This window comes from Citrobacter freundii complex sp. 2024EL-00216 (assembly GCF_043945515.1).
Lineage (GTDB): Bacteria > Pseudomonadota > Gammaproteobacteria > Enterobacterales > Enterobacteriaceae > Citrobacter > Citrobacter portucalensis.
On the sequence record NZ_JBIMRA010000008.1, the window covers coordinates 162,646 to 188,304 of the forward strand.

22 protein-coding genes are annotated in these 25,659 nt (G+C 52.9%); 10 read left to right on the forward strand and 12 right to left on the reverse strand.

All coding sequences use genetic code 11. The features are described 5' to 3' along the window. Positions 1-114: 114 nt before the first annotated feature. The 4 genes from gyrB to dnaA form a co-directional block, all read right to left on the reverse strand. The gene (gyrB, locus tag ACHHZ7_RS13125; RefSeq protein ID WP_008786542.1) at positions 115-2,529 is read right to left on the reverse strand and encodes a DNA topoisomerase (ATP-hydrolyzing) subunit B; all 2,415 of its coding nucleotides are present in this window, start codon (positions 2,527-2,529) and stop codon (positions 115-117) included. Between the two features lie 28 nt (positions 2,530-2,557). Beyond that, a complete protein-coding gene (gene recF, locus ACHHZ7_RS13130) occupies positions 2,558-3,631 on the reverse strand; it encodes a DNA replication/repair protein RecF (protein ID WP_008786543.1) in 1,074 nt (357 codons plus the stop codon). Positions 3,632-3,769: 138 nt separating this feature from the next. Further along, positions 3,770-4,870 carry a DNA polymerase III subunit beta gene (gene dnaN / locus ACHHZ7_RS13135; RefSeq protein WP_003023863.1) on the reverse strand — a complete coding sequence of 367 codons (1,101 nt, stop codon included), beginning with the start codon at positions 4,868-4,870 and terminating at the stop codon, positions 3,770-3,772. A 4-nt stretch (positions 4,871-4,874) separates the two neighbouring features. Beyond that, positions 4,875-6,278 carry a chromosomal replication initiator protein DnaA gene (dnaA, locus tag ACHHZ7_RS13140; protein WP_003827078.1) on the reverse strand — a complete coding sequence of 468 codons (1,404 nt, stop codon included), beginning with the start codon at positions 6,276-6,278 and terminating at the stop codon, positions 4,875-4,877. 606 nt (positions 6,279-6,884) lie between these two features. On the opposite strand from dnaA, the gene rpmH reads away from it, so the two are divergent. From rpmH to ACHHZ7_RS13185, 9 genes are all read left to right on the forward strand, one after another. Beyond that, positions 6,885-7,025 (forward strand): 50S ribosomal protein L34, encoded by a 141-nt coding sequence (rpmH, locus tag ACHHZ7_RS13145; protein WP_003023858.1) that lies wholly within the window; start codon positions 6,885-6,887, stop codon positions 7,023-7,025. Between the two features lie 17 nt (positions 7,026-7,042). Continuing rightward, entirely contained in the window at positions 7,043-7,402 is a 360-nt protein-coding gene (gene rnpA, locus ACHHZ7_RS13150) for a ribonuclease P protein component (protein ID WP_003844432.1), read from the forward strand. Next, complete coding sequence (gene yidD, locus ACHHZ7_RS13155) at positions 7,366-7,623, forward strand: membrane protein insertion efficiency factor YidD (protein WP_003023846.1); 258 nt, start codon at positions 7,366-7,368, stop codon at positions 7,621-7,623. The genes rnpA and yidD overlap by 37 nt, the downstream gene beginning before the upstream one ends. Positions 7,624-7,625: 2 nt before the next feature. Beyond that, positions 7,626-9,272: a membrane protein insertase YidC gene (gene yidC / locus ACHHZ7_RS13160; protein ID WP_003827058.1), complete on the forward strand. Its 1,647-nt coding sequence runs from the start codon at positions 7,626-7,628 to the stop codon at positions 9,270-9,272. A 105-nt stretch (positions 9,273-9,377) separates the two neighbouring features. Further along, positions 9,378-10,742, forward strand: a complete 1,365-nt coding sequence (mnmE, locus tag ACHHZ7_RS13165; protein WP_032945460.1) for a tRNA uridine-5-carboxymethylaminomethyl(34) synthesis GTPase MnmE — start codon at positions 9,378-9,380, stop codon at positions 10,740-10,742. Between the two features lie 182 nt (positions 10,743-10,924). After that, positions 10,925-12,106: an MFS transporter gene (locus tag ACHHZ7_RS13170; protein ID WP_032945462.1), complete on the forward strand. Its 1,182-nt coding sequence runs from the start codon at positions 10,925-10,927 to the stop codon at positions 12,104-12,106. After that, positions 12,075-13,034 carry an HTH-type transcriptional regulator YidZ gene (yidZ, locus tag ACHHZ7_RS13175; RefSeq protein WP_060682999.1) on the forward strand — a complete coding sequence of 320 codons (960 nt, stop codon included), beginning with the start codon at positions 12,075-12,077 and terminating at the stop codon, positions 13,032-13,034. Before ACHHZ7_RS13170 ends, yidZ begins: the two co-directional genes overlap by 32 nt. Positions 13,035-13,200: 166 nt before the next feature. Beyond that, positions 13,201-13,947: a 4'-phosphopantetheinyl transferase superfamily protein gene (locus ACHHZ7_RS13180; protein WP_060683000.1), complete on the forward strand. Its 747-nt coding sequence runs from the start codon at positions 13,201-13,203 to the stop codon at positions 13,945-13,947. Between the two features lie 30 nt (positions 13,948-13,977). Further along, positions 13,978-14,544, forward strand: coding sequence for an NADPH-dependent FMN reductase (locus tag ACHHZ7_RS13185; protein ID WP_003827046.1), 567 nt, complete (start codon positions 13,978-13,980; stop codon positions 14,542-14,544). Positions 14,545-14,600: 56 nt separating this feature from the next. On the opposite strand, the gene adeP is transcribed toward ACHHZ7_RS13185, so the two are convergent. Next, entirely contained in the window at positions 14,601-15,938 is a 1,338-nt protein-coding gene (adeP, locus tag ACHHZ7_RS13190) for an adenine permease AdeP (protein WP_003827042.1), read from the reverse strand. 167 nt (positions 15,939-16,105) lie between these two features. Here adeP and yieH point away from each other — a divergent pair, with 167 nt between their 5' ends. Next, entirely contained in the window at positions 16,106-16,771 is a 666-nt protein-coding gene (gene yieH, locus ACHHZ7_RS13195) for a 6-phosphogluconate phosphatase (RefSeq protein ID WP_003827040.1), read from the forward strand. A gap of 121 nt (positions 16,772-16,892) precedes the next feature. Here the strand turns inward: yieH and phoU are convergent, their stop codons facing one another. From phoU to glmU, 7 genes are all read right to left on the reverse strand, one after another. Then, entirely contained in the window at positions 16,893-17,618 is a 726-nt protein-coding gene (gene phoU / locus ACHHZ7_RS13200; RefSeq protein WP_003023824.1) for a phosphate signaling complex protein PhoU, read from the reverse strand. A gap of 14 nt (positions 17,619-17,632) precedes the next feature. Beyond that, on the reverse strand, positions 17,633-18,406 hold the full coding sequence (pstB, locus tag ACHHZ7_RS13205; RefSeq protein WP_003023821.1) for a phosphate ABC transporter ATP-binding protein PstB: 774 nt from the start codon (positions 18,404-18,406) through the stop codon (positions 17,633-17,635). Positions 18,407-18,452: 46 nt separating this feature from the next. Then, positions 18,453-19,343 carry a phosphate ABC transporter permease PstA gene (gene pstA, locus ACHHZ7_RS13210; protein WP_003827037.1) on the reverse strand — a complete coding sequence of 297 codons (891 nt, stop codon included), beginning with the start codon at positions 19,341-19,343 and terminating at the stop codon, positions 18,453-18,455. Beyond that, complete coding sequence (gene pstC, locus ACHHZ7_RS13215) at positions 19,343-20,302, reverse strand: phosphate ABC transporter permease PstC (protein WP_008786549.1); 960 nt, start codon at positions 20,300-20,302, stop codon at positions 19,343-19,345. Before pstC ends, pstA begins: the two co-directional genes overlap by 1 nt. A gap of 143 nt (positions 20,303-20,445) precedes the next feature. Then, entirely contained in the window at positions 20,446-21,486 is a 1,041-nt protein-coding gene (gene pstS, locus ACHHZ7_RS13220; RefSeq protein ID WP_003827033.1) for a phosphate ABC transporter substrate-binding protein PstS, read from the reverse strand. 334 nt (positions 21,487-21,820) lie between these two features. Next, a complete protein-coding gene (gene glmS, locus ACHHZ7_RS13225) occupies positions 21,821-23,650 on the reverse strand; it encodes a glutamine--fructose-6-phosphate transaminase (isomerizing) (protein WP_060683001.1) in 1,830 nt (609 codons plus the stop codon). A gap of 224 nt (positions 23,651-23,874) precedes the next feature. Beyond that, positions 23,875-25,245 (reverse strand): bifunctional UDP-N-acetylglucosamine diphosphorylase/glucosamine-1-phosphate N-acetyltransferase GlmU, encoded by a 1,371-nt coding sequence (glmU, locus tag ACHHZ7_RS13230; RefSeq protein WP_395149119.1) that lies wholly within the window; start codon positions 25,243-25,245, stop codon positions 23,875-23,877. Positions 25,246-25,659 lie beyond the last annotated feature (414 nt).

Sequence of the window (25,659 nt, forward strand, 5' to 3'; positions counted from 1 at the left end):
CCTTTTTGTAGATTGGTTGTCGTTTGTAGGCCTGATAAGCAACGCGCCAACAGGCACAATATAACGTCTTGCCGGATGGCGGCGTAAACCGCCTTATCCGGCCTACAGATTGGCTTAAATATCGATGTTCGCCGCTTTCAGGGCGTTTTCTTCGATAAATGCGCGGCGCGGTTCAACGGCATCGCCCATCAGCGTGGTGAACAGCTGGTCGGCAGCAATCGCATCCTTCACGGTAACGCGAAGCATACGACGGCTTTCCGGATCCATGGTGGTTTCCCACAGCTGTTCCGGGTTCATCTCGCCCAGACCTTTATAACGCTGGATAGCAAGGCCACGACGAGACTCTTTCTGCAGCCATTCCAGCGCCTGCTCAAAGCTGGCAACCGGCTGGCGACGCTCGCCACGTTCGATAAACGCATCGTCTTCGATCAGCCCACGTAGCTTCTCGCCAAGCGTACAAATACGATGGTACTCGCCACCGGTCACAAATTCATGTTCCAATGGATAGTCAGTATCGACACCGTGGGTACGCACCCGGATCACCGGTTCGAACAGGTTCAGTTCAGCGTCTTTACGCACGAAGCTATTCCAGGTGCTGCCGTGCATTTCGTTTTCATTAAGCACGTTAACCAACTGGGAAACCCAGGCCGTAACTTTCGCTTCATCAGCCAAATCAGCTTCTGGCAGCGTCGGTTGATAAACCAGCTCTTTCAGCAGCGCTTTCGGGAAACGACGTTCCATACGGCCAATCATTTTCTGCGTCGCGTTGTATTCTGAAACCAGTTTCTCTAACGACTCACCTGAAAGGGCTGGTGCGCTGGCGTTGGTGTGCAGCGTTGCGCCATCCAGAGCGATAGAGATCTGATACTGATCCATCGCTTCGTCATCTTTAATGTACTGTTCCTGCTTGCCTTTTTTCACTTTGTACAGCGGTGGCTGTGCAATGTAAACGTGGCCGCGTTCAACGATTTCCGGCATCTGACGATAGAAGAAGGTCAACAGCAGCGTACGAATGTGCGAGCCGTCGACGTCCGCATCGGTCATGATGATGATGCTGTGATAACGCAGTTTGTCCGGGTTGTACTCGTCTCGACCGATGCCACAGCCGAGCGCAGTGATCAGCGTCGCGACTTCCTGAGAGGATAGCATCTTGTCAAAGCGCGCTTTCTCGACGTTGAGGATTTTACCCTTCAGCGGCAGAATCGCCTGGTTTTTACGGTTACGGCCCTGCTTCGCAGAACCGCCCGCGGAGTCCCCTTCCACAAGGTACAGTTCGGACAGCGCCGGGTCACGTTCCTGACAATCCGCCAGCTTGCCCGGCAGACCGGCTAAGTCGAGCGCGCCTTTACGACGGGTCATTTCACGCGCACGACGTGCAGCTTCACGAGCACGTGCAGCATCAATAATTTTGCCAACAACGATTTTCGCGTCAGACGGGTTTTCCAGCAGATATTCGCTCAGCAGTTCGTTCATCTGCTGTTCTACCGCCGATTTCACCTCAGAGGAGACCAGCTTGTCTTTGGTCTGTGAGGAGAACTTCGGATCCGGTACTTTCACGGAAACAACGGCAATCAGGCCTTCACGGGCATCGTCACCAGTAGCGCTGACTTTCGCTTTTTTGCTGTAGCCTTCTTTGTCCATGTAGGCGTTCAGGGTACGGGTCATCGCCGCACGGAAGCCTGCAAGGTGAGTACCGCCGTCACGCTGTGGAATGTTGTTGGTGAAGCAGTAGATGTTTTCCTGGAAACCATCGTTCCACTGCAGCGCAACTTCAACGCCGATACCGTCTTTTTCGGTGGAGAAGTAGAAGATATTCGGGTGGATCGGCGTTTTGTTTTTGTTGAGGTATTCAACAAACGCCTTGATGCCACCTTCGTAGTGGAAATGGTCTTCTTTGCCGTCACGCTTGTCGCGCAGACGAATAGAGACGCCGGAGTTCAGGAATGACAGCTCACGCAGACGTTTCGCCAGAATGTCGTATTCAAATTCAACAACATTGGTAAAGGTTTCGTGGCTTGGCCAGAAACGGACCTGAGTCCCGGTCAATTCTGTTTCGCCGGTTACTGCCAGCGGCGCCTGCGGCACACCGTGCACGTAAGTTTGCTGATGCACTTTGCCTTCACGACGAATCACCAGTTCCAGCTTCTGTGACAGGGCGTTAACGACGGAAACACCCACGCCGTGCAGACCGCCGGAAACTTTATAGGAGTTATCATCGAATTTACCGCCTGCGTGCAAAACGGTCATGATAACTTCCGCTGCCGAAACGCCCTCTTCCGGGTGAATACCAGTTGGGATACCACGGCCATCATCGGTAACGGACACGGAGTTGTCAGCGTGAATCGTTACCACGATATCTTTACAGTGACCCGCGAGCGCTTCGTCGATAGCGTTATCTACCACCTCGAATACCATGTGGTGCAGACCGGTGCCGTCATCCGTGTCGCCGATATACATACCCGGGCGCTTACGCACCGCATCCAGTCCTTTCAGGACTTTGATACTGGAGGAGTCATAAGAATTCGACATCAACGTTTCTCGCTCATTTTATCTTGGGTTAATCCGTTATTTTACCCTTTTCCACGGTAAACATCTTCGAATTTTCATCGGACATGTCTATAACGTGTTCAGCGCTTATTGCGCTGACAAAGACCTGAGATTGCGTGGCTTTTAAGCGGCTGGCCAGCAGTCCGCGACGCGCGTCATCCAGTTCAGAGGCAAAATCATCTATCAGGTACAGGCAGCGCCGCCCGCTTTCACGGGTCAGGAACTCCCCTTGCGCCAGACGTAAGGCGCACATCAGCAGCTTTAGCTGCCCACGCGACAACGTATCTTCCACCGGCGCACCGTCGGCGCGAATGCGGAAATCCGCCTTATGCGGGCCGTGCGCAGTGTAGGTCAACATGCGATCGCGTTCAAAACTGCGTTCCAGCACTTCGGCATAATCAGTCTCTTTCTCCCAGCCGCGCTGGAATGAGAAGGAGAGCGAAAACTCGGGAAGAAACTGCTGGCAGGTATCCGCCATATCCTGCGCGATACCGGCGCTGTACTCCGCGCGCCAGGTGCTGATTTGTTCCGCCAGTGGGATCAGTTCTTTATCCCACGGGCGCAGTTGCTCATAACGGCTCACCTGGCGCAGTGCTGCATTGCGCTGCTTGAGCAGTCGCTTCAGGTTGCTCCAGGCGGTGAAAAATCCGACTTCATTGTGAAAACATCCCCAGTCAAGGAATGCTCTTCTGTATTTGGGGCCGCCGTTGAGTAAAGTAAACCCCTCAGGCGTGATCAGTTGCATAGGCATCAGGTGCGCCAGTTCTGCGACCTTGTGCCCGTCAGTGCCGTCAATGCGCACTTTACTGTCGCCCAGTTTGTCTTTCGTCAGGCCAATCGACGTCTCACGTTCTTCACCCTGCAAACGCCCGTGTAAAACAAACGACTCCTGCTCGTGGCGAATCACGCGGCCAATCTGCAAACTGCGAAACGCCCGGCCATGGCCGAGCGTATAGATGGCTTCCAGCACACTGGTTTTGCCGCTGCCGTTCGCGCCAACCAGGAAGTTAAAGCCAGGGGATAAAGCGAGATCCGCATTTTCAATATTGCGGAAATCTTTAATCAGGAGTCGGGATAGCGACATATCAACTCATAACCAGGGCGTTATCGTCGCAGTTAGTCTGGTTACGGCCAGCGCACAGCAACCGGAGCGTACTGAAGTACGTGAGGATTGCGAGCACTGCCCGGAGCCAGAATAACAAGTAAGATAGCCCGATATTCTTTACAAGCGCATAGGCATGACGACATAGGCTGCAGATTGTGACGCTGCATCTTCAATCTGTACGCTCGATACGGAATCGGTCAGCAGAATACGCACGTTCTCGCACTTCAGCGCGTTCAGAACGTCCAGTACGTAGCTCACGTTAAAGCCGATTTCCAGTTCTGTACCAGGATAGGAGACATCCAGAATTTCTTCTGCTTCTTCCTGCTCCGGGTTGTTGGCGGTGATTTTGAGCTGGTTTTCGCTGACATACAGACGCACGCCGCGGAATTTCTCGTTCGAGAGGATCGCCGCACGCGCAAACGCCTGTTTGAGGATATCGCAACCGGCTTCCAGATGTTTGTCCGGATTCTTCGGCAATACGCGGCGATAATCCGGGAAACGGCCATCAACCAGCTTAGAGGTGAAGATGAAGTCACCAACGTGCGCACGAATGTTGTTGCTGCCAATCTGCACGCGCAGCGGGTTATCGCCGCCGTCGAGCATACGCATCAGTTCAATCACACCTTTACGCGGTACGATCACCGAATGGCTTGGCAACGGCTGACCAACAGGCATTGAACAAACCGCCAGGCGGTGACCGTCGGTCGCCACGGTACGCAGCTCTTCCCCTTCGGTTTCAAACAGCATGCCGTTTAAGTAGTAACGTACGTCCTGATGCGCCATCGAAAACTGCGTGGCTTCAATCAGGCGCTTCATCGTCGCCTGCGGCAGGGTGAATTCGACTTCGCTCTGCCAGTCGTCCAGATTCGGGAAGTCGGCGGCAGGCAGCGTAGACAGCGAGAAACGGCTGCGGCCAGAACGCACCAGCATACGGTCGCCTTCCAGTTGAACGGCAATTTCCGCGCCTTCCGGCAATCCACGGCAAATATCGAAGAATTTACGCGCCGGAACGGTGGTCGCGCCAGGTTCATGAGGCTGGATCAGCGCCACGCGCGCCACCATCTCCATTTCGAGATCGGTACCGGTCAGCGAAAGCGTGCCGTCAGCAACCTGCAGCAGCAGGTTTCCGAGAATAGGCAGTGTAGGACGTCCACCCAGCGGGCCGCTGACCTGCTGAAGCGGTTTTAATAAATGTTCACGTTCAACGGTAAATTTCATAGCGTCACGAAGATAATGTTCTGATTAAATTGGAGAAATCTTCTTTAATATCATGGCTTTCTTCACGCAACTGCTCAATCTTGCGGCAGGCATGAAGCACGGTAGTATGGTCACGCCCACCAAACGCGTCGCCAATTTCCGGCAGACTGTGGTTAGTGAGCTCTTTTGCCAGCGCCATCGCCATCTGGCGCGGGCGAGCTACCGAGCGAGATCGACGCTTAGAAAGCAGATCCGCAATTTTGATTTTGTAATACTCCGCCACCGTCTTCTGGATATTGTCGATGGTGACCAGCTTTTCCTGCAAAGCCAGCAGATCGCGCAGCGCTTCGCGCACGAAATCGATAGTAATCGCCCGGCCGGTAAAATTGGCGTTGGCGATCACGCGATTCAGTGCGCCTTCCAGCTCACGTACGTTAGAGCGTAGACGCTTGGCAATAAAGAACGCTACTTCACCCGGCAGACGAATGTCGTTTTCGTCGGCTTTTTTCATCAGGATCGCAACACGCGTTTCCAGTTCAGGCGGTTCGATCGCGACAGTCAGTCCCCAGCCAAAGCGGGATTTCAGACGATCTTCAACGCCGTTGATCTCCTTCGGATAGCGATCCGAGGTCAGAATGATCTGCTGATTGCCTTCCAGCAGGGCGTTAAAGGTGTGGAAAAACTCTTCCTGCGATCGCTCTTTATTCGCGAAGAATTGGATATCGTCAATCAGCAGCGCGTCAACGGAACGGTAGTAGCGTTTAAACTCTTCGATCGCGTTGTTTTGCAGGGCTTTGACCATGTCCTGCACAAAACGCTCGGAGTGCATATACACCACTTTGGCGTTTGGCTTACGCGCCATAATGCCGTTACCGACAGCGTGCAACAGGTGGGTTTTACCCAGACCCGTACCGCCATAAAGGAATAACGGATTGTAGGCGCCGCCAGGATTGTCCGCCACCTGACGTGCCGCCGCGCGCGCCAGTTGGTTAGATTTACCTTCAACGAAGTTATCAAACGTGTGTTTGACGTTGACGTTAGAACGATAGGTAGGTTCTGCCGGAGCCGGGACGTTATCCCAGCCTGGACGCGCCGCCGGAGCAGCACGTTGTGGTTGCACTTGCTGAGCCACGTGGGCGGGCGCAACAACATTGTTGACCGGCGTTTTCAGCGTTTGCGTGACGGGTTTAGTACCGACTTCAAAGCGCAGCTGTGGGGCATCCGCTCCACAGAAATTATTGAGTAATCCATTAATATTATTAAGGTATTTATCCCTTACCCAATCGAGCACGAAACGGTTTGGCGCATACAAAGCCAGCGTGTTATCGCTCAGTTCCGCCTGCAACGGGCGTATCCACATACTGAACTCTGTGGCTGGTAACTCATCCTGCAATCGGGCAAGACACTGCTGCCAAAGCGAAAGTGACACGGCGGACTCCACTCGAACAAAAGTCGATAAATGACAAAGGCTGAAACATTCATGATTGTTGACGCACATCGACAAGACCCTATGCAAAGGGTGACGTGCGAATTGCTATCTGCAATTTTTACCCGATCAGGATCCATTGAAACGATCAGGACCGCGGATCATAGCGTAAACTGAGAAAGAGATCTTCTGTTTCTCACAGATTCTTCCCGATTTATCCACAGGATGATCCAGAATCGGCTAAGTGTAAACGATCCTGGAGAAGTGCTGCAGGTTTTAGCGCGCATATTGAAAAAATTAATGAGTAAAGATGCTTTACTGCTTAAACGATCTAATAAAGATCCCGTGCGATCCTTGCGCTTTATCCACCAGCCCGTATAATTCTTACCCCCAGCGAGTAACGGTCGCCTTACGGCGTCAACGCTGCCTGTTTTTTACGCGAAACCATGCGGAAAAAAGCGGGAAATAAGGAAAGAGAATTGACTCCGGAGTGTACAATTATTACAATCCGGCCTCTTTAATCACCCACACTGTGGCGTAAGTCGTTCGAAATTCGTTCGGGTATACGCAAAAGTCAGTGAATTTATTCAAGTTTAGGTAGAAATCGCCATGAAACGCACTTTTCAACCGTCTGTACTGAAGCGCAACCGTTCTCACGGCTTCCGTGCTCGTATGGCTAATAAAAATGGTCGTCAGGTTCTGGCACGTCGTCGTGCTAAAGGCCGTTCTCGTCTGACCGTTTCTAAGTAATAAAAGCTAGCCCCTGAGTGGTTAAGCTCGCATTTCCCAGGGAGTTACGTTTGTTAACTCCCACTCATTTCACATTCGTCTTCCAGCAGCCACAACGGGCTGGCACGCCGCAAATCACCATCCTCGGCCGCCTGAATTCGCTGGGGCATCCCCGTATCGGTCTTACAGTCGCCAAGAAAAATGTTAAACGTGCGCATGAACGCAATCGGATTAAACGTCTGACGCGTGAAAGCTTCCGTTTACGTCAGCACGAGCTTCCAGCAATGGATTTCGTGGTGGTGGCGAAAAAAGGGGTTGCTGACCTCGATAACCGTGCTCTCTCGGAAGCGTTGGAAAAATTATGGCGTCGCCATTGTCGCCTGGCTCGCGGGTCCTGATAGCCCTCATTCGGGTCTATCAACGCCTGATCAGTCCGCTGCTTGGGCCGCATTGCCGTTTCACTCCAACCTGTTCGAGCTACGGAATTGAGGCATTGCGCAGGTTTGGAGTGATAAAAGGCAGTTGGTTGACGGTGAAACGCGTATTAAAATGCCACCCTTTACACCCTGGTGGTGACGATCCCGTCCCGCCCGGACCATTTGATACCAGAGAACACTAACGATGGATTCGCAACGCAATCTTTTAGTCATCGCTTTGCTGTTCGTGTCTTTCATGATCTGGCAAGCCTGGGAGCAGGATAAAAACCCGCAACCTCAGGCCCAACAGACCACGCAGACAACGACCACCGCAGCGGGTAGCGCCGCAGACCAGGGCGTACCGGCCAGTGGCCAGGGGAAACTGATTACGGTTAAAACTGACGTGCTTGATCTGACCATCAACACCCGTGGTGGTGATGTGGAACAGGCTTCACTGCCAGCTTACCCGAAAGAACTCGGTTCTACCGAACCGTTCCAGTTACTGGAAACCACGCCACAGTTCATCTACCAGGCACAGAGTGGCCTGACAGGTCGTGACGGCCCGGATAACCCGGCTAACGGCCCACGTCCGCTGTACAACGTCGATAAAGACGCGTTTGTACTGGCTGACGGTCAGAACGAACTGCAGATCCCGATGACCTATACTGACGCAGCGGGTAACACATTCACTAAAACGTTTGTTCTTAAGCGTGGTGAATATGCTGTCAACGTTAACTACAGCGTGCAGAACGCCGGCGAAAAACCGCTGGAAATCTCCACCTTTGGTCAGCTGAAGCAATCCATCAATCTGCCATCTCATCGTGACACCGGTAGCAGCAACTTTGCGCTGCACACTTTCCGTGGCGCGGCGTACTCCACGCCGGATGAGAAGTATGAGAAATACAAATTCGACACCATTGCTGAAAACGAAAACCTGAACGTCAATGCTAAAGACGGCTGGGTCGCAATGCTGCAACAGTATTTCGCAACGGCATGGGTTCCGCGTAACGACGGCACCAACAACTTCTATACCGCTAACCTGGGTAACGGCATTGCCGCTATCGGCTATAAATCACAGCCGGTACTGGTACAGCCTGGCCAGACTGGCGCGATGACCAGCACCCTGTGGGTCGGCCCGGAAATTCAGGATAAAATGGCGGCCGTTGCACCGCACCTTGATCTGACCGTGGACTACGGCTGGTTGTGGTTCATTTCTCAGCCGCTGTTTAAACTGCTGAAGTGGATCCATAGCTTCCTGGGTAACTGGGGCTTCTCCATCATCGTTATCACCTTTATCGTTCGTGGCATCATGTACCCGCTGACCAAAGCGCAGTACACCTCCATGGCGAAGATGCGTATGCTGCAGCCGAAGATTCAGGCTATGCGTGAGCGTCTGGGCGATGACAAACAGCGTCAGAGCCAGGAAATGATGGCCCTGTACAAAGCTGAGAAGGTAAACCCGCTGGGCGGCTGCTTCCCGCTGATCATCCAGATGCCAATCTTCCTGGCGTTGTACTACATGCTGATGGGCTCCATTGAACTGCGTCATGCGCCGTTCGCCCTGTGGATCCATGACCTGTCTGCACAGGACCCGTACTACATCCTGCCGATTCTGATGGGCGTGACGATGTTCTTCATTCAGAAGATGTCTCCGACCACCGTAACCGACCCGATGCAGCAGAAGATCATGACCTTCATGCCGGTCATCTTCACCGTGTTCTTCCTGTGGTTCCCGTCAGGTCTGGTGCTGTACTATATCGTCAGCAACCTGGTAACTATTATTCAGCAGCAGCTGATTTACCGTGGTCTGGAGAAACGTGGCCTGCATAGCCGCGAGAAGAAAAACTCCTGATTCGGTGTAGGCCGGATTAGGCGAAGCCGCCATCCGGCAAACGGAACATAAAGTAAAGGGCGGTCATTAGACCGCCTTTTTTATTGCATTAAGAAGAGACAAACCATGAGCCATAACGACACCATCGTCGCTCAGGCCACCCCACCGGGACGTGGTGGCGTGGGTATCCTGCGTATCTCCGGCCTGAAAGCGCGTGAGGTCGCAGAAACCGTACTGGGGAAACTGCCCAAACCGCGTTATGCCGATTATCTGCCGTTCAAAGACGCGGATGGCAGCGCGCTGGATCAGGGGATTGCCTTGTGGTTCCCCGGCCCAAACTCCTTTACCGGCGAAGACGTTTTAGAGCTTCAGGGCCACGGCGGTCCGGTGATTCTTGACCTGCTGCTCAAACGTATTCTGACCATTCCCGGGCTGCGCATTGCCAGACCAGGTGAATTCTCCGAGCGAGCGTTTCTCAATGATAAGCTCGATTTAGCCCAGGCAGAGGCGATTGCCGACCTGATCGATGCCAGCTCAGAGCAAGCCGCTCGCTCGGCGCTGAACTCGTTGCAGGGCGCATTTTCCGCACGGGTAAATCATCTTGTGGAAGCGCTCACTCACCTGCGCATCTATGTTGAAGCAGCGATCGACTTCCCGGATGAAGAAATCGACTTCCTGTCTGACGGCAAGATTGAAGCGCAACTCAACAGCGTTATCAGCGATCTTGATGCCGTGCGTGCGGAAGCGCGTCAGGGCAGCCTGCTGCGCGAAGGGATGAAGGTGGTGATTGCCGGGCGTCCAAACGCCGGGAAATCAAGCCTGCTGAACGCGCTGGCTGGCCGTGAGGCGGCCATTGTCACCGATATCGCCGGGACTACCCGCGACGTGCTGCGTGAGCATATTCATATCGACGGCATGCCGCTACACATCATCGACACCGCCGGTTTGCGCGATGCCAGCGACGAAGTTGAACGCATCGGTATCGAACGTGCCTGGCAGGAAATTGAACAGGCCGACCGTGTACTGTTTATGGTTGATGGCACCACCACCGACGCCGTGGACCCGGCAGATATCTGGCCAGACTTTATTGCCCGTCTGCCAGCCAAACTGCCGATCACCGTGGTGCGTAACAAAGCGGATATTACCGGTGAGACGCTGGGCCTTAGTGAAGTAAATGGCCACTCACTGGTTCGACTCTCCGCGCGTACCGGTGAAGGCGTTGACGTACTGCGTAATCATCTCAAACAGAGCATGGGCTTTGAAACCAATATGGAAGGCGGCTTCCTGGCCCGTCGTCGTCACCTGCAGGCGCTGGCAGAAGCTGCAGAGCATCTCGAGCAGGGTAAAGCCCAACTGCTCGGAGCATGGGCCGGAGAATTGCTGGCTGAGGAGCTACGCCTGGCGCAGCAGAACCTCAGTGAGATCACCGGAGAATTTACCTCCGACGATCTGCTGGGACGGATTTTCTCCAGCTTCTGTATTGGTAAGTAACGTTGTGTTGCCCGGTGGCGCGATGCTAACCGGGCCTACAGGCCTCGTAGGCCGGATAAGGCGTTTACGCCGCCATCCGGCAACAACTATTTCCCATGTGGAAATCACTGTTGTCCAAATGGCAACTCGTGCAGTTGACTCTCTGACCGTATGCTTAGCGCCACATTTCTTATGAGGTCGCTATGACACGCTTTCTAATCTGCAGTTTCGCCCTGGTTCTTCTTTATCCTGCCGGTATTGATATGTATCTGGTGGGGCTGCCCCGTATTGCTGCCGATTTACAGGCCAGCGAGGCGCAACTGCATATCGCGTTTTCGGTATATCTGGCAGGAATGGCGACGGCGATGCTGTTCGCCGGTAAAATTGCCGACCAGTCAGGTCGCAAACCGGTCGCCATAGTCGGCGCACTCATCTTTATTTTCGCCTCTGCGCTATGTTCTTTCGCCGAAAGCGGTACGCCATTCCTCATAGGTCGTTTTATTCAGGGCGTAGGTGCGGGCTGTTGCTACGTGGTGGCTTTCGCTATCCTGCGCGATACGCTCGACGATCGCCGCCGGGCGAAGGTACTGTCGTTGTTGAACGGTATTACCTGTATCGTGCCGGTTCTGGCTCCGGTGATGGGGCATCTGATCATGCTCAAATACCCGTGGCAGAGCCTGTTCTACACGATGATGGGAATGGGTGTGGCTGTTTGCCTGCTGTCGGTGTTTGTCCTGCGAGAATCGCGCCCAGCAACGCTTATGGCGACGACGGAAAAGAACCACACGACCGAATCACTGGTAAACCGCTTTTTCTTAAGCCGTCTGGCCATTACCACCCTCAGCGTGTCGGTGATCCTGACCTTCGTGAATACGTCTCCGGTGCTGCTGATGGAAGTGATGGGCTTCGACCGTGGTGAGTATGCCACCACGATGGCCATGACCGCAGGCATCAGTATGGCGGTCTCTTTCTCTACGCCATTTGCTCTGAGCGTATTTAAGCCTCGCGTTCTGATGCTGACCTCACAGGTGCTGTTTCTGTGTGCCGGCGTGGTGTTAACCCTTGCCACTTCACACGCAGTAACGCTTTTCGGGCTGACGTTAATCTGCGCCGGATTCTCGGTCGGCTTCGGTGTTGCGATGAGCCAGGCGCTTGGGCCGTTCTCGCTGCGCGCGGGCGTCGCCAGCTCGGCATTAGGTATTGCCCAGGTTTGCGGTTCCTCGCTGTGGATTTGGCTGGCGGCGGTTCTTGGCCTTGATGCGCTGAATATGCTGATCGGGATTCTGATTGGCTGTAGCATAGTGAGTATCATGCTGATTATCACTGTTGCACCTAACCGGTCCGCGCCAACTCATGAAGAAATCCCTCAGCAGTCTCGATCTTAATTTATTGCTCTGTCTGCAGCTGTTGATGCAGGAACGCAGCGTCACTAAAACCGCCAAACGGATGAACGTCACACCGTCGGCGGTCAGTAAGTCGCTGTCGAAGCTGCGGGCCTGGTTTGACGATCCCTTGTTTGTGAACACCCCGCTGGGGCTATCGCCGACGCCGCTGATGGTCAGCATGGAGCAGAGCCTGGCTGAATGGATGCAGATGGGCAATCAGCTGCTCGATAAGCCGCACCATGAGTCTCCGCGCGGGCTGAAGTTTGATCTGGTGGCCGAAACGCCGTTAGTGATGATCATGTTCAACTCGCTCTCCCGGCAGATTTATCAGCGCTATCCCCAGGCGACGATCAAAATACGCAACTGGGACTATGATTCACTGGATGCCATTATTCGCGGTGAAGTGGATATTGGCTTTACCGGGCGCGAAAGTCATCCGCGTTCGCGCGAACTGCTGAGTTTGTTGCCATTGTCGATCGACCATGAAGTGCTGTTTTCCGATCTGCCCTGCGTCTGGCTACGTGAAGATCATCCCGCACTGCAGGAAGAGTGGAATCTGGACACCTTTCTGCGCTATCCGCACATCAGCATTAGCTGGGAGCAAAGCGATACATGGGCGCTGGATGAAGTCCTGCAAGAAATGGGACGCGCACGCAATATCGCGTTATGTCTGCCCGGTTTTGAGCAATCGCTGTTTATGGCCGCGCAGCCGGATCACGCGCTGATAGCCACCGCACCGGTCTATTGCCAGCGTTATAACCAACTCCACCAGCTTCCACTCGTTGCACGGCCAATGCCATTTGATACGACGCAACTGGAAAAAATGCGCGTACCGTTCACTCTTCTTTGGCATAAACGCAACAGCCACAATCCTAAGATCGTCTGGCTAAAAGACACGATCAAGGCGCTTTATCGCGATATCTCCTGACGATCCTTCATTTTGGTGTTGCTAAATCGACCATTCTGGCAACAGAAATGTAAATATCGCGTAATGTCTCCCATTTTCGCTTATTTTTTGGGCAGCAAAGCCTGCCCGGAAGCCGTGTAAATGTTACTCTGGTAATAATCACGGACCATTAATCACGGAGCGACAAATGGCGACACATTTTGCCAGAGGGATTCTTACGGAGGGACACCTGGTTTCAGCTCGCCTCCCTTCTCCATGTCATATCGAAGCAAGAGATCTACCCGCTCATCGCCGGACACGTTTCCTGGCTTCCCGAAGTCTTCTCGCTGAACTGATGTTTATGCTTTACGGCACCAGCACGCTGCCCGAAATTGTTACTCAGGCCAAAGGTAAGCCCGTTTTTCGCGATAAGAACCTGCCGGGTTTTTCGATTTCCTATGCCGGGAATATCGTCGGCGTTGTGCTGACAACTGAAGGAACGTGCGGCCTGGATATGGAACTTCAGCGGGCCACCCGCGGGTTTCACAATCCAAATTCAGTGGAAACGTGGCGCTTCTCCAGTAACGAAAACCTGTGGATCAATAACCAAAACGACCCCAACGAAGCACGCGCGCAGCTCATTACATTGCGCCAGAGCGTACTCAAACTCACTGGCGATGTGTGCAATGACGATCCGCGCGAGCTCCAGCTTTTACCCGGCGCAGGGCGCCTGAAATGTGCCCATGTGGCGCAGGTTGAAGCCATTTGCGATGCGGAAGATGTACTGGTGTGGTCAGTTGCGGTTACGCCAACCATTGAAAAACTCAAAGTTTGGGAGTTTGATGGTAAACAGGACTGGAAAAGTTTGCCTGATATCCAGACTCGCGCCAATGAGCCAACGGGTCGTCTGATCCGGTTCTCTCAATTATGTGCAGCGAAGAGCCATACGCTTTGATTTAACCTTCATGATGAAACAGGAGTCACCATGTCTGAAACATTGAATGTTGTTACGTTACTGGGAAGTCTGCGCAAAGGTTCGTTTAATGGAATGGTTGCCCGTACGCTGCCCAAGATTGCTCCAGCGGGAATGGAAGTGAACGCGCTGCCGTCGATTGGTGATATCCCTCTGTACGATGCCGACCTCCAACAGGAAGAAGGTTTTCCGGCCAGCGTAGAAGCACTGGCTGAGCAAATCAGAAAGGCTGACGGTGTCGTCATCGTCACACCTGAATATAACTATTCTGTTCCGGGCGGACTGAAGAACGCCATCGACTGGCTGTCCCGCCTGCCCGATCAGCCATTATCGGGTAAGCCGGTGCTGATCCAGACCAGTTCTATGGGCGCTATTGGCGGCGCGCGCTGCCAGTATCATCTGCGTCAGATCCTGGTATTCCTCGACGCCATGGTAATGAACAAGCCGGAATTTATGGGCGGCGTCATTCAGAATAAAGTAGACCCGCAGACAGGTGAAGTGATCGACCAAAGCACGCTGGACCATCTGACCGGTCAACTGACCGCATTTGGCGACTACATTCAGCGCGTGAAAGCGTAAAAGAAAAAGCCCGGCGATATGCCGGGCTTTTTGATATATGGGCAAATAAACAGCGATTAGTGCGCGTCGATAAACACAATCTTCAGCACAAACAGCAGCGCGACAATGATGACGCACGGGCTGAGATCGCGGAAACGTCCGGTACCAATCTTCATCACGCAGTAAGAAATAAAGCCCAGCGCAATACCTTCGGTAATTGAGAAGCTAAATGGCATCATCACGGCGGTAATAAACGCCGGAACCGCTTCTGTCAGGTCATCCCACTTAACGCGCGACAGGCTTGATGTCATCAGGACGCCAACGTAAATCAGCGCACCAGCGGCTGCATAACCCGGTACCATCCCCGCCAGCGGCGACAGGAAGATAACCAGCAGGAACAGCAGGCCAACGACCACGGCGGTCAGACCGGTACGTCCACCGACCGAAACCCCGGAAGAAGATTCGATATACGCAGTAACGGAAGAAGTCCCGATAAACGCCCCGGTAACCGACGACACGCTATCCACATACAGCGCTTGCTTCATGCGCGGGAACTTGCCCTTCGCATCCGCCAGACCGGCTTTATCCGTAACGCCAATCAGCGTACCGGAGGAGTCGAACAGGTTAACCAGCATGAACGAGAAAATCACACCCGCCAGGCCAATGTTAAACGAACCGGCCAGGTCGACATGTCCGATAACGGACATCACGCTCGGTGGCGCAGAAACGATACCGTTGTAATGAACATCGCCCAGCATCCAGCCCAGCAGCGTGGTTACGATGATAGAAATCAGCACCGCCGCGTGAATGTTACGGGACGCCAGAATCGCGATGATAAAGAAGCCCAGGATACCGAGCAGTACGCTGTGGGACGTCAGGTTACCGATAGACACCAGCGTGTCTTTGTTGGCGACGATAACACCGGCGTTTTTCAGCCCCATCATGCCGATGAACAGACCAATACCGCTGGTGATCCCCACACGCAGGCTAACCGGGATATTGGCAATCATCCAGTAACGAACGCGGAAAATCGTCAGCAGCAGCAGACCAACAGCGCCCCAGAAGATAGCGCCCATACCAATCTGCCATGACAGCCCCATCGCGCCAACGACCACGAAAGCGAAGAATGCGTTCAGGCCCATAGCAGGCGCAAGTGCGACCGGCAGGTTGGCAAACAGGCCCATCAGGATGCTACCAAATGCAGCAATAAGGCAGGTGGTAACAAAGACAGCGCTGGTATCCATGCCAGCCACGCCAAGAATTTGCGGGTTAACAAAAACGATATACACCATCGTCAGGAAGGTCGTTAAACCGGCGATCACTTCGGTCCGTGCCGTCGTGCCATGTTCGCGCAGTTTGAACACGCGTTCCAGCATCCCCTGGCCAGAAGCCTGGGTTGTGTGTTGTTGACTCATTATCAATTTCCGAACAAGGAGGGAAAATTCGTCGCTATCCTATACCAAAATGCGACAATAGGGTTGGGTTATGAGCAACTTTTTTCATTGATTTTGCTTATACGGCAACGATTGCGTCGCCCAATAATGCATTACGAAAACGTTAAACTTGTTAAAACGGAAATGACATGTCCCAGATAGAAGCCGTATTTTTTGACTGTGACGGTACCCTTGTCGACAGTGAAGTGATTTGTTCTCGCGCGTATGTCAGCATGTTCCAGGCGTTTGGCATTACGCTCGATCTTGAAGAAATTTTCAAACGCTTCAAGGGGGTAAAGCTGTACGAGATCATCGACATTATCAACGAAGAGCACGGTGTCGAACTGGCAAAAGCCGATTTAGAACCGGTTTACCGCGCTGAGGTCGCACGTCTGTTCGATACGGAACTGGAGGTGATTGCCGGTGCCAATGCGCTACTGGACAGCATGGCCGTACCAATGTGTGTGGTCTCTAACGGTCCAGTCAGCAAAATGCAGCATTCGCTGGGTAAGCTGGGCATGTTGCACCATTTCCCTGATTTACTGTTCAGCGGCTACGATATTCAGCGTTGGAAGCCCGATCCGGCCCTGATGTTCCATGCGGCGAAAGCGATGGACGTTAACGTTGAGAACTGCATTCTGGTTGATGATTCCAGCGCAGGTGCGCAGGCGGGGATTGCCGCCGGGATGGAAGTGTTCTACTTCTGCGCCGATCCGCATAACAAACCGATCGATCATCCAAAAGTGACGACGTTTACCGATCTGGCACAGTTGCCGGAATTGTGGAAAGCGCGGGGTTGGAATATCGTCGAATAAACAGTAGGCCCGATAAGCAAAGCGCCATCAGGCGAATAGCGCAGAATGCCGGATGCGGCGTAACACCTTATCCGGCCTACAATAGCGACGCCGGGGGATCCCGGCGAACGCAACAAACTGCTTATTCCTTCGGATCTTTGCCCGCCAGCAGCTTATCCAGCTCATCCCCGCCCACGTGACGGAAGTCTTGTCCCTTCACGAAGTAGAAGATGTATTCGCAGATATTCTGGCAGCGGTCACCGATACGTTCGATGGAACGTGCGCAGAACAGCGCGGTCAGCACGCTTGGAATGGTACGTGGGTCTTCCATCATATAAGTCATCAGCTGACGCACGATGCCTTCATATTCCTGGTCAACTTTCTTATCTTCGCGATAAATACGCACTGCTTCGTCCAGATCCATACGCGCAAACGCATCCAGCACGTCATGCAGCATTTGTACGGTGTGGCGGCCCAGTGATTCCAGGCTTACCAGCAGCGGCTGGTGCTGTTGCGAGAACTTCTCCAGCGCGGTACGGCAAATTTTGTCCGCCACGTCGCCAATACGTTCCAGCTCAGCGATGGTTTTGATAATCGCCATCACCAGACGCAGGTCGCTCGCTGTCGGTTGACGCTTGGCGATGATACGCACGCAGGCTTCGTCGATCGCCACTTCCATCATGTTGACGTTCTTATCGCCTTCAATGACGCGTTTTGCCAGCTCGCTGTCCTGGTTGTGCATCGCCGTGATTGCATCAGAAAGCTGCTGCTCGACCATGCCGCCCATGGTCATCACCTGGGTACGGATGCTTTCCAGCTCTGCATTGAACTGGCCGGAAATATGTTTATTAAGGTTAAGGTTATCCACAACAAGCTCCTGAATCAGCCGTAACGACCGGTGATGTAATCTTCAGTTTGTTTCTTCGCGGGCTTGGTGAACAGATCGTCCGTGTTGCTGAACTCAATCAACTCGCCCAGGTACATAAATGCCGTGTGATCGGAACAACGCGCAGCCTGCTGCATGTTGTGGGTAACGATAACGACGGTGTAATCCTCTTTCAGCTCAGTGATCAGCTCTTCGATACGCCCGGTAGAAATAGGGTCGAGCGCTGAACATGGCTCATCAAGCAGAAGCACTTCCGGGCGAATGGCGATACCACGCGCAATACACAGACGCTGCTGCTGACCACCCGAGAGAGAGTACCCGCTCTGGTGTAATTTATCTTTGGTTTCGTTCCACAATGCGGCCTTGGTCAATGCCCACTGCACACGCTCGTCCATATCCGCACGCGAGAGTTTCTCAAACAGACGTACGCCAAAAGCAATGTTGTCGTAGATGGACATCGGGAACGGCGTCGGCTTCTGGAATACCATGCCCACTTTGGCACGCAGCAGAGCGATATCCTGGGTATTGGTGAGAATATTGTCGCCATCCAGCAGGATTTCACCTTCCGCACGCTGCTCCGGGTACAGTTCAAACATTTTGTTGAACGTACGCAGCAGCGTTGATTTACCACAGCCTGACGGCCCGATAAACGCCGTTACCTGGTTTTTAGCAATATCCAGGTTGATGTTCTTCAGGGCATGGAATTTGCCATAGTAGAAGTTCAAATCACGAACCTGAATCTTACCCGGGGCAGTATCAACCATACTCATTTCAATCTCTTCCTCATCCGGCGCCGCATCAGCCACGCCGTAAAAATTAACCGTGTTTCTTCTTCGCGAAAATGACGCGCGCCAGAATGTTCAGCAGCAGTACGCACAAGGTAATAATCAGTACCCCGGCCCAGGCCAGTTGCTGCCACTCAGCAAACGGGCTCATCGCAAACTTAAAGATAGTGACCGGCAGGTTGGCAATAGGCTGCATCATGTCGGTGCTCCAGAACTGATTGGAGAGCGACGTAAACAGCAGCGGAGCCGTTTCACCTGCGATACGAGCAATCGCTAACAGAACGCCTGTAATGATCCCCGAGACAGACGCCTTCAGGGTGATCGCAGAAATCATCTTCCATTTCGGCGTACCCAGTGCATAGGCAGCTTCACGCAGGCTATCCGGCACCAGCTTGAGCATGTTCTCCGTGGTACGGATAACAATGGGCACCTGCAGCAGCGCCAGCGCGATAACGCCCGCCCAGCCAGAGAAGTGCTCCATTTTTGCTACCACGATGGTGTAAACGAACAGACCGACCACGATTGATGGCGCAGACAGCAGAATGTCATTGATAAAGCGGATAACCTCAGCCAGCCAGGACTTACGTCCGTACTCTGCCAGGTAGATACCCGCCATAATGCCAAGCGGTGTACCAAACACGGTCGCCCACAGAATTAACAGTCCGCTACCGGCCAGGGCGTTCGCCAGACCACCACCCGCTGTATTCGGCGGAGGCGTCATTTCGGTGAACAGCGCCAGCGACATACCGTCAATACCGCGGGTGATCGTGGACATCAGGATCCAAATGAGCCAGAACAGACCGAACGCCATGGTCGCCATAGAGAGCGTCAGCGCGATGCGGTTCTTCAGACGGCGACGTGCCTGCATTTTACGGCGGGACTCCGCCAGCGCAGTGGTGTTTTGCATTTCAAGCGTAGCCATTAGCGTGCCCCCTCGTTCTTCGCAAGGCGCATGATCATGAACTTAGACGCCGCCAGTACGATGAAGGTGATCACAAAAAGAATCAGACCCAGTTCCATCAACGCAGCAACGTGCAGGCCAGATTCCGCTTCGGCAAATTCATTCGCCAGCGCAGAGGTAATACTGTTGCCCGGCATGTACAGCGAGGCACTATCGAGCTGGTAGGTGTTACCAATGATAAAGGTGACCGCCATGGTTTCACCCAGCGCGCGGCCCAGACCCAGCATCACACCGCCGATCACACCATTTTTGGTGAACGGCAGGACGATACGCCAGATAACTTCCCAGGTGGTACAGCCGATGCCGTAGGCTGACTCTTTCATAAGCACCGGCGTTTGTTCGAACACATCACGCATAACCGCAGCAATGTACGGAATGATCATGATAGCGAGGATCACACCAGCCGCCAGTATACCGATACCAAACGCCGGGCCAGCGAACAGTGCACCAACAAACGGAATGTTGGAAAGGATGTTTCCGACCGGCTCCTGGAAGTACGTCGCAAACAGCGGGGCAAAGATAAACAGGCCCCACATGCCGTATACGATACTCGGAATTGCTGCCAGCAGTTCAATAGCGATACCCAGCGGACGACGCAGCCAACCGGGTGCAAGTTCAGTCAGGAACAGCGCAATGCCGAAACTCACCGGAACGGCAATCAGCAATGCAATAAACGAGGTGACCAGCGTACCGTAAATCGGTACCAGCGCGCCGTAGATATCGTTCGGCGCATCCCAGTCTTTGGTCCACAAAAAGGAGAAACCAAATTTCTGTATGCTTGGCCAGGAGGAGATAACCAGAGAGACAATAATGCCACCCAACATCAATAGCACAATCAGCGCAGCCAGTTTTACCAGCGCGCTGAATATCATGTCACCCTTTTTACCCGGTGGGTTAAAAGCAGGCTTGGTTGCAGCCATAAATCACTCTTTAAGTTAAACGCGTTTACGAAATTGCCCTGCCGGATGGCGCTACGCTTATCCGGCCTACAAATTGGGCCTACAGTCGGAACTGTAGGGCGGATAAGCGTAGCGCCATCCGCCAACTCGTTAAAGATATTCTATTAGTACAGCGCTTTACCGCTGCTGTCTTTCACGTTGGTCTTCCATGCAGCACGAATCTGCTCAACCACGCTGTCCGGCAGGCTGGCGTAATCCAGGTCATTAGCCTGTTTGCCACCATTTTTGTATGCCCAGTCGAAGAATTTCAGCACTTCAACGCCCTGCTCAGGCTTCTTCTGCTCTTTATGGACCAGGATGAAGGTGGTGGAAGTGATTGGCCACGCATCGTCACCTTTCTGGTTAGTCAGATCCTGAGCGAAGGTTTTGCTCCAGTCAGCGCCTTTAGCGGCGTTGGCAAAGTTTTCTTCGGTCGGGCTTACCGGTTTACCATCAGCAGAGACCAGCTTGGTGTACGCCAGGTTGTTCTGCTTAGCGTAAGCGTACTCAACGTAACCGATAGAACCCGGCAGACGCTGTACGAACGCGGCGATACCGTCGTTACCTTTACCGCCCAGACCGGTCGGCCAGTTAACGGTAGAGCCGGAACCAATTTTAGATTTCCACTCTTCGTTCACTTTCGCCAGGTAGCTGGTGAAGACGAAGGAAGTACCAGAACCATCAGCGCGACGCACAACGGCGATATTCTGCGAAGGCAGCTTCAGACCTGGGTTCAGTTTGGTGATGGCTTCGTCATCCCACTTCTTAATTTTACCGAGGTAGATGTCGCCGAGCGTTTTACCGTCCAGCACCAGCTCGCCGGATTTTAGGCCAGGGATGTTGACTGCCAGTACCACACCACCGATAACGGTCGGGAACTGGAACAGGCCTTCTTGTGCCAGTTTCTCGTCAGACAGCGGTGCATCAGAAGCGCCGAAATCAACGGTATTGGCCGTAATTTGTTTTACACCACCGGAGGAGCCGATACCCTGGTAGTTTACTTTGCTACCGGTCTCTTTCTGATAGGTATCTGCCCATTTGGCATACACTGGCGCAGGGAAGGTTGCACCTGCACCTGTCAGGCTCGCTGCTGCAAACGCAGAGAACGCGCTCATGGATAAGGTCGCGGCGACAACAGTTGCGACAGTGGTACGCATAACTTTCATAATGTCTCCTGCACGGTTTTCGTAAATCGTTGTTTGAGTTGCTACTGTGAGCAAAATAGGACAAACAGGTGACAGTTAAATGTACGAAATATGACAGTTTTATGACAATGAAAAATACGGGAAGTTATTTATCTAAAAATTCATTTAAAACAAAATGTTATCTATTACCATGACAATAACATTTCGCTAAAATTTTCTTTTTATGACACTGCAAACAGTAGCTGAAGATGACGGTTTGTCACATAAAACAGGCGGGATAATTGATTAAAAACAGAACAAGTTTAAAAAAATGCCCCGCTTATAGCAGGGCATTTTCAGTTCAGTTAGGTACGGATTACTCTACGGTAACCGACTTCGCCAGGTTACGCGGCTGATCCACGTCGGTGCCTTTAATCAGCGCCACATGATACGCCAGCAGCTGCAGCGGAACGGTATAGAAGATCGGTGCAATCACCTCTTCTACATGCGGCATCTCAATGATGTGCATGTTTTCGCTGCTGGTAAAGCCAGCATCCTGGTCAGCAAAGACGTACAGCTGACCACCACGGGCGCGAACTTCTTCAATGTTGGACTTCAGTTTTTCCAGCAGTTCGTTGTTCGGCGCAACCACGATAACTGGCATATCGGCATCAATCAGCGCCAGCGGACCGTGTTTCAGTTCGCCTGCGGCATAAGCTTCAGCGTGAATATAAGAGATCTCTTTCAGCTTCAGCGCGCCTTCCAGCGCAATCGGGTACTGATCGCCGCGGCCCAGGAACAGCGCATGGTGTTTATCAGAGAATCCTTCAGCCAGAGCGGCAATGCGTTTGTCCTGAGACAGCATCTGCTCAATACGGCTCGGCAGCGCCTGCAGACCGTGAACGATTTCCTGCTCAATAGCCACATCCAGGCCTTTCAGACGAGACAGTTTCGCCACCAGCATCAGCAGAACGGTCAGCTGAGTGGTAAATGCTTTCGTGGAGGCCACGCCGATTTCGGTACCGGCATTGGTCATCATCGCCAGGTCGGATTCGCGCACCAGAGAAGAGCCCGGTACGTTACAAATAGCCAGCGAACCCAGATAGCCCAACTCTTTGGATAAGCGCAGACCCGCCAGGGTATCTGCCGTTTCACCAGACTGGGAAAGGGTGATCATCAGGCTGTTACGACGCACGGCGGATTTGCGATAGCGGAATTCGGAAGCAATTTCGACATCACAAGGAATGCCAGCCAGCGATTCAAACCAGTAGCGGGACACCATACCGGAGTTGTACGACGTACCGCAGGCGATAATCTGGATATGCTCAACCTGAGACAGCAGCTCGTTGGCATGCGAACCCAGCTCGCTTAAATCCACTTCACCGTGGCTGATACGGCCGGTCAGCGTGTTTTTAATTGCGTTCGGCTGTTCGTAGATCTCTTTCTGCATGTAGTGGCGATAAATACCTTTTTCGCCCGCATCGTATTGCAGATTAGATTCGATATCCTGACGTTTCACTTCCGCGCCAGACTTGTCGAAAATAGAGACCGAACGACGGGTTACTTCCGCGATGTCGCCCTCTTCCAGGAAGATGAAGCGACGGGTTACCGGCAGCAGTGCCAGCTGATCGGAAGCGATAAAGTTCTCACCCATACCCAGACCAATCACCAGCGGGCTGCCAGAACGGGCCGCCAGCAGGGTTTCCGGGTTACGGGTATCCATGATCACCGTGCCGTAGGCACCGCGCAGCTGCGGAATAGTACGCAGCACGGCTTCACGTAACGTACCACCCTGTTCCAGCTCCCAGTGCACCAGGTGAGCAATCACTTCGGTGTCGGTTTCAGAAACAAAGGTGTAGCCATGCGTTTTCAACAGCTCACGCAGTGGTTCATGGTTTTCAATGATGCCGTTATGCACCACAACAATGTGTTCAGAAACATGGGGATGCGCGTTCGCTTCTGAAGGTTCACCGTGTGTCGCCCAGCGGGTGTGAGCAATACCAGTACCACCATGCAGCGGATGTTCTTCCGCAGCAGCAGTCAGCATCTGCACTTTACCCAGACGACGCAGACGGGTCATGTTGCCTTCAGCATCGACAACGGCCAGACCAGCAGAGTCATAACCACGATATTCCAGACGACGTAAACCTTCGAGAAGGATTTCAGCTACATCACGCTGCGCGATAGCGCCAACAATTCCACACATATTTTTTGATTCCGAATTTAGGCATTAGCCTGTCGTTGTCGGTCAACCTGATACCCGTATTTCGGGCGCCCCGAGCCTTGTAGAGAGTGGGGTTATTTTTATAGGTACTGCTTGTTGAGCGGAGGATTATATTATCCCCTCATCTCTTGTCTGCCTGATGGCGCTCACGCTTATCAGGCCTACAGAACGTCACCGCACGTAGGCCGCCATCCGGCAAAAATAAATTACTTCTTCTTCACCGGACGCTGCCAGCCCTGTTTATGGACCTGAGGTACACGGCTTAATACCAATTCGTTATCGGCGACATTACGCGTTACGGTGGTTCCTGCGGCAATCGTCGCACCTTTACCCACGGTGACAGGTGCCACCAGCTGAGTATCAGAACCCACAAACACATCATCACCAATAATGGTTTTAAACTTATTGGCACCATCGTAGTTGCAGGTGATCGTACCCGCGCCGATATTCACGTTATCGCCAATTTCCGCATCGCCCAGATAGGTCAAATGACCAGCTTTAGAGCCTTTACCCAGACGCGCTTTTTTCATTTCGACGAAGTTACCCACGTGTGCACCTTCCTGCAGCTCAGCACCCGGGCGCAGACGCGCGAATGGACCGATGGTGCATGCGGCTTCCAGATGGGCATCTTCCACCACACTGTACGGGCTAAGCTCACAACCCTCACCAATCACGCTGTTTTTGATGATGCAGCCAGCACCAATCTTGACGCGATCCCCAACGGTTACGTTACCTTCAATGATAACGTTAGTATCAATTTCAACATCGCGCCCGTGAATCAGCGTACCGCGAAGATCAAAACGTGCAGGATCGCGCAGCATCACGCCCGCCAGCAGCAGTTTTTCTGCCTGCTCGGACTGATACACACGTTCCAGACGGGATAACTGAAGGCGGTTATTTACCCCTTCCGTTTCACTGATTCGTGCCGGATGTACTGCCGCAATTTCACGTCCTTCCTGATACGCCATCGCGATGATATCGGTGATGTAGTATTCACCCTGCACGTTGTTGTTGGTCAGTTTAGACAGCCAATGCTTCATGTCAGCGCCGTTGGCAATCAGAATACCAGTGTTGATTTCCTGGATTTGACGCTGCTCGTCGGTTGCATCTTTATGCTCAACAATGCCAGTAACTTTGCCGTTATCACGGGTAATACGCCCATAGCCGGATGGGTCGTCCAGTTTTACCGTTAACAAACCGATACCACCCTGCGGTTTGGCTTCACGCAGGCGACGTAAGGTATCGGTAGAGATCAGCGGCACATCTCCATAGAGCATTAAAATGTCTTCGTCATCACTAAAGAATGGCGCCGCCTGCTGCATTGCATGGCCGGTACCCAACTGCTCAGCCTGCAGAACCCAATTCAGATTGCCATCTTTCAGCGTTTGCTTAAGCAGATCGCCACCGTGTCCGTAGACAAGGTGTACATGAGTCGCACCTAATTCATTAGCTGCATCAATGACATGCTGAACCATCGGCTTTCCTGCGAGGGTGTGCAGCACTTTAGGAAGATCGGAATACATACGCGTGCCTTTGCCTGCGGCAAGGATCACAACGCTCATAGCATTATTCAACATACACGTCCTGACTGTAATTTGAGAACGAATTTATACCGTTTCACATTGAAAATACTACATTTTTTTCAGCGTGAAATGGACCGAAGATAAAACGTTCAACAGGGGGTATTCCCCATCTGATAACTCACTATTTTCGTCTATATCTGCGTCTTTTGTCTCCCAAAAACCAGGAGTCTGCTCTTATTAAAGCCTTAGGTTAATGTTTTTGCTATTTTTTTACCGCATGAATAAAGCATTACATCAGCATAGTACGATTTTATTTATGTGATTCAGTGAGAAGCAGAAAAACGGGTTGGGAAAATTGAGGGGAGGAATGATAGAGAACAAATGATACAGCGAAGGAGGGGGGGATTTAATGACGATGACGCTAGCTGATAAACCGCATTAAGCTTCGCGCCACAGAGCAGGCGGGGA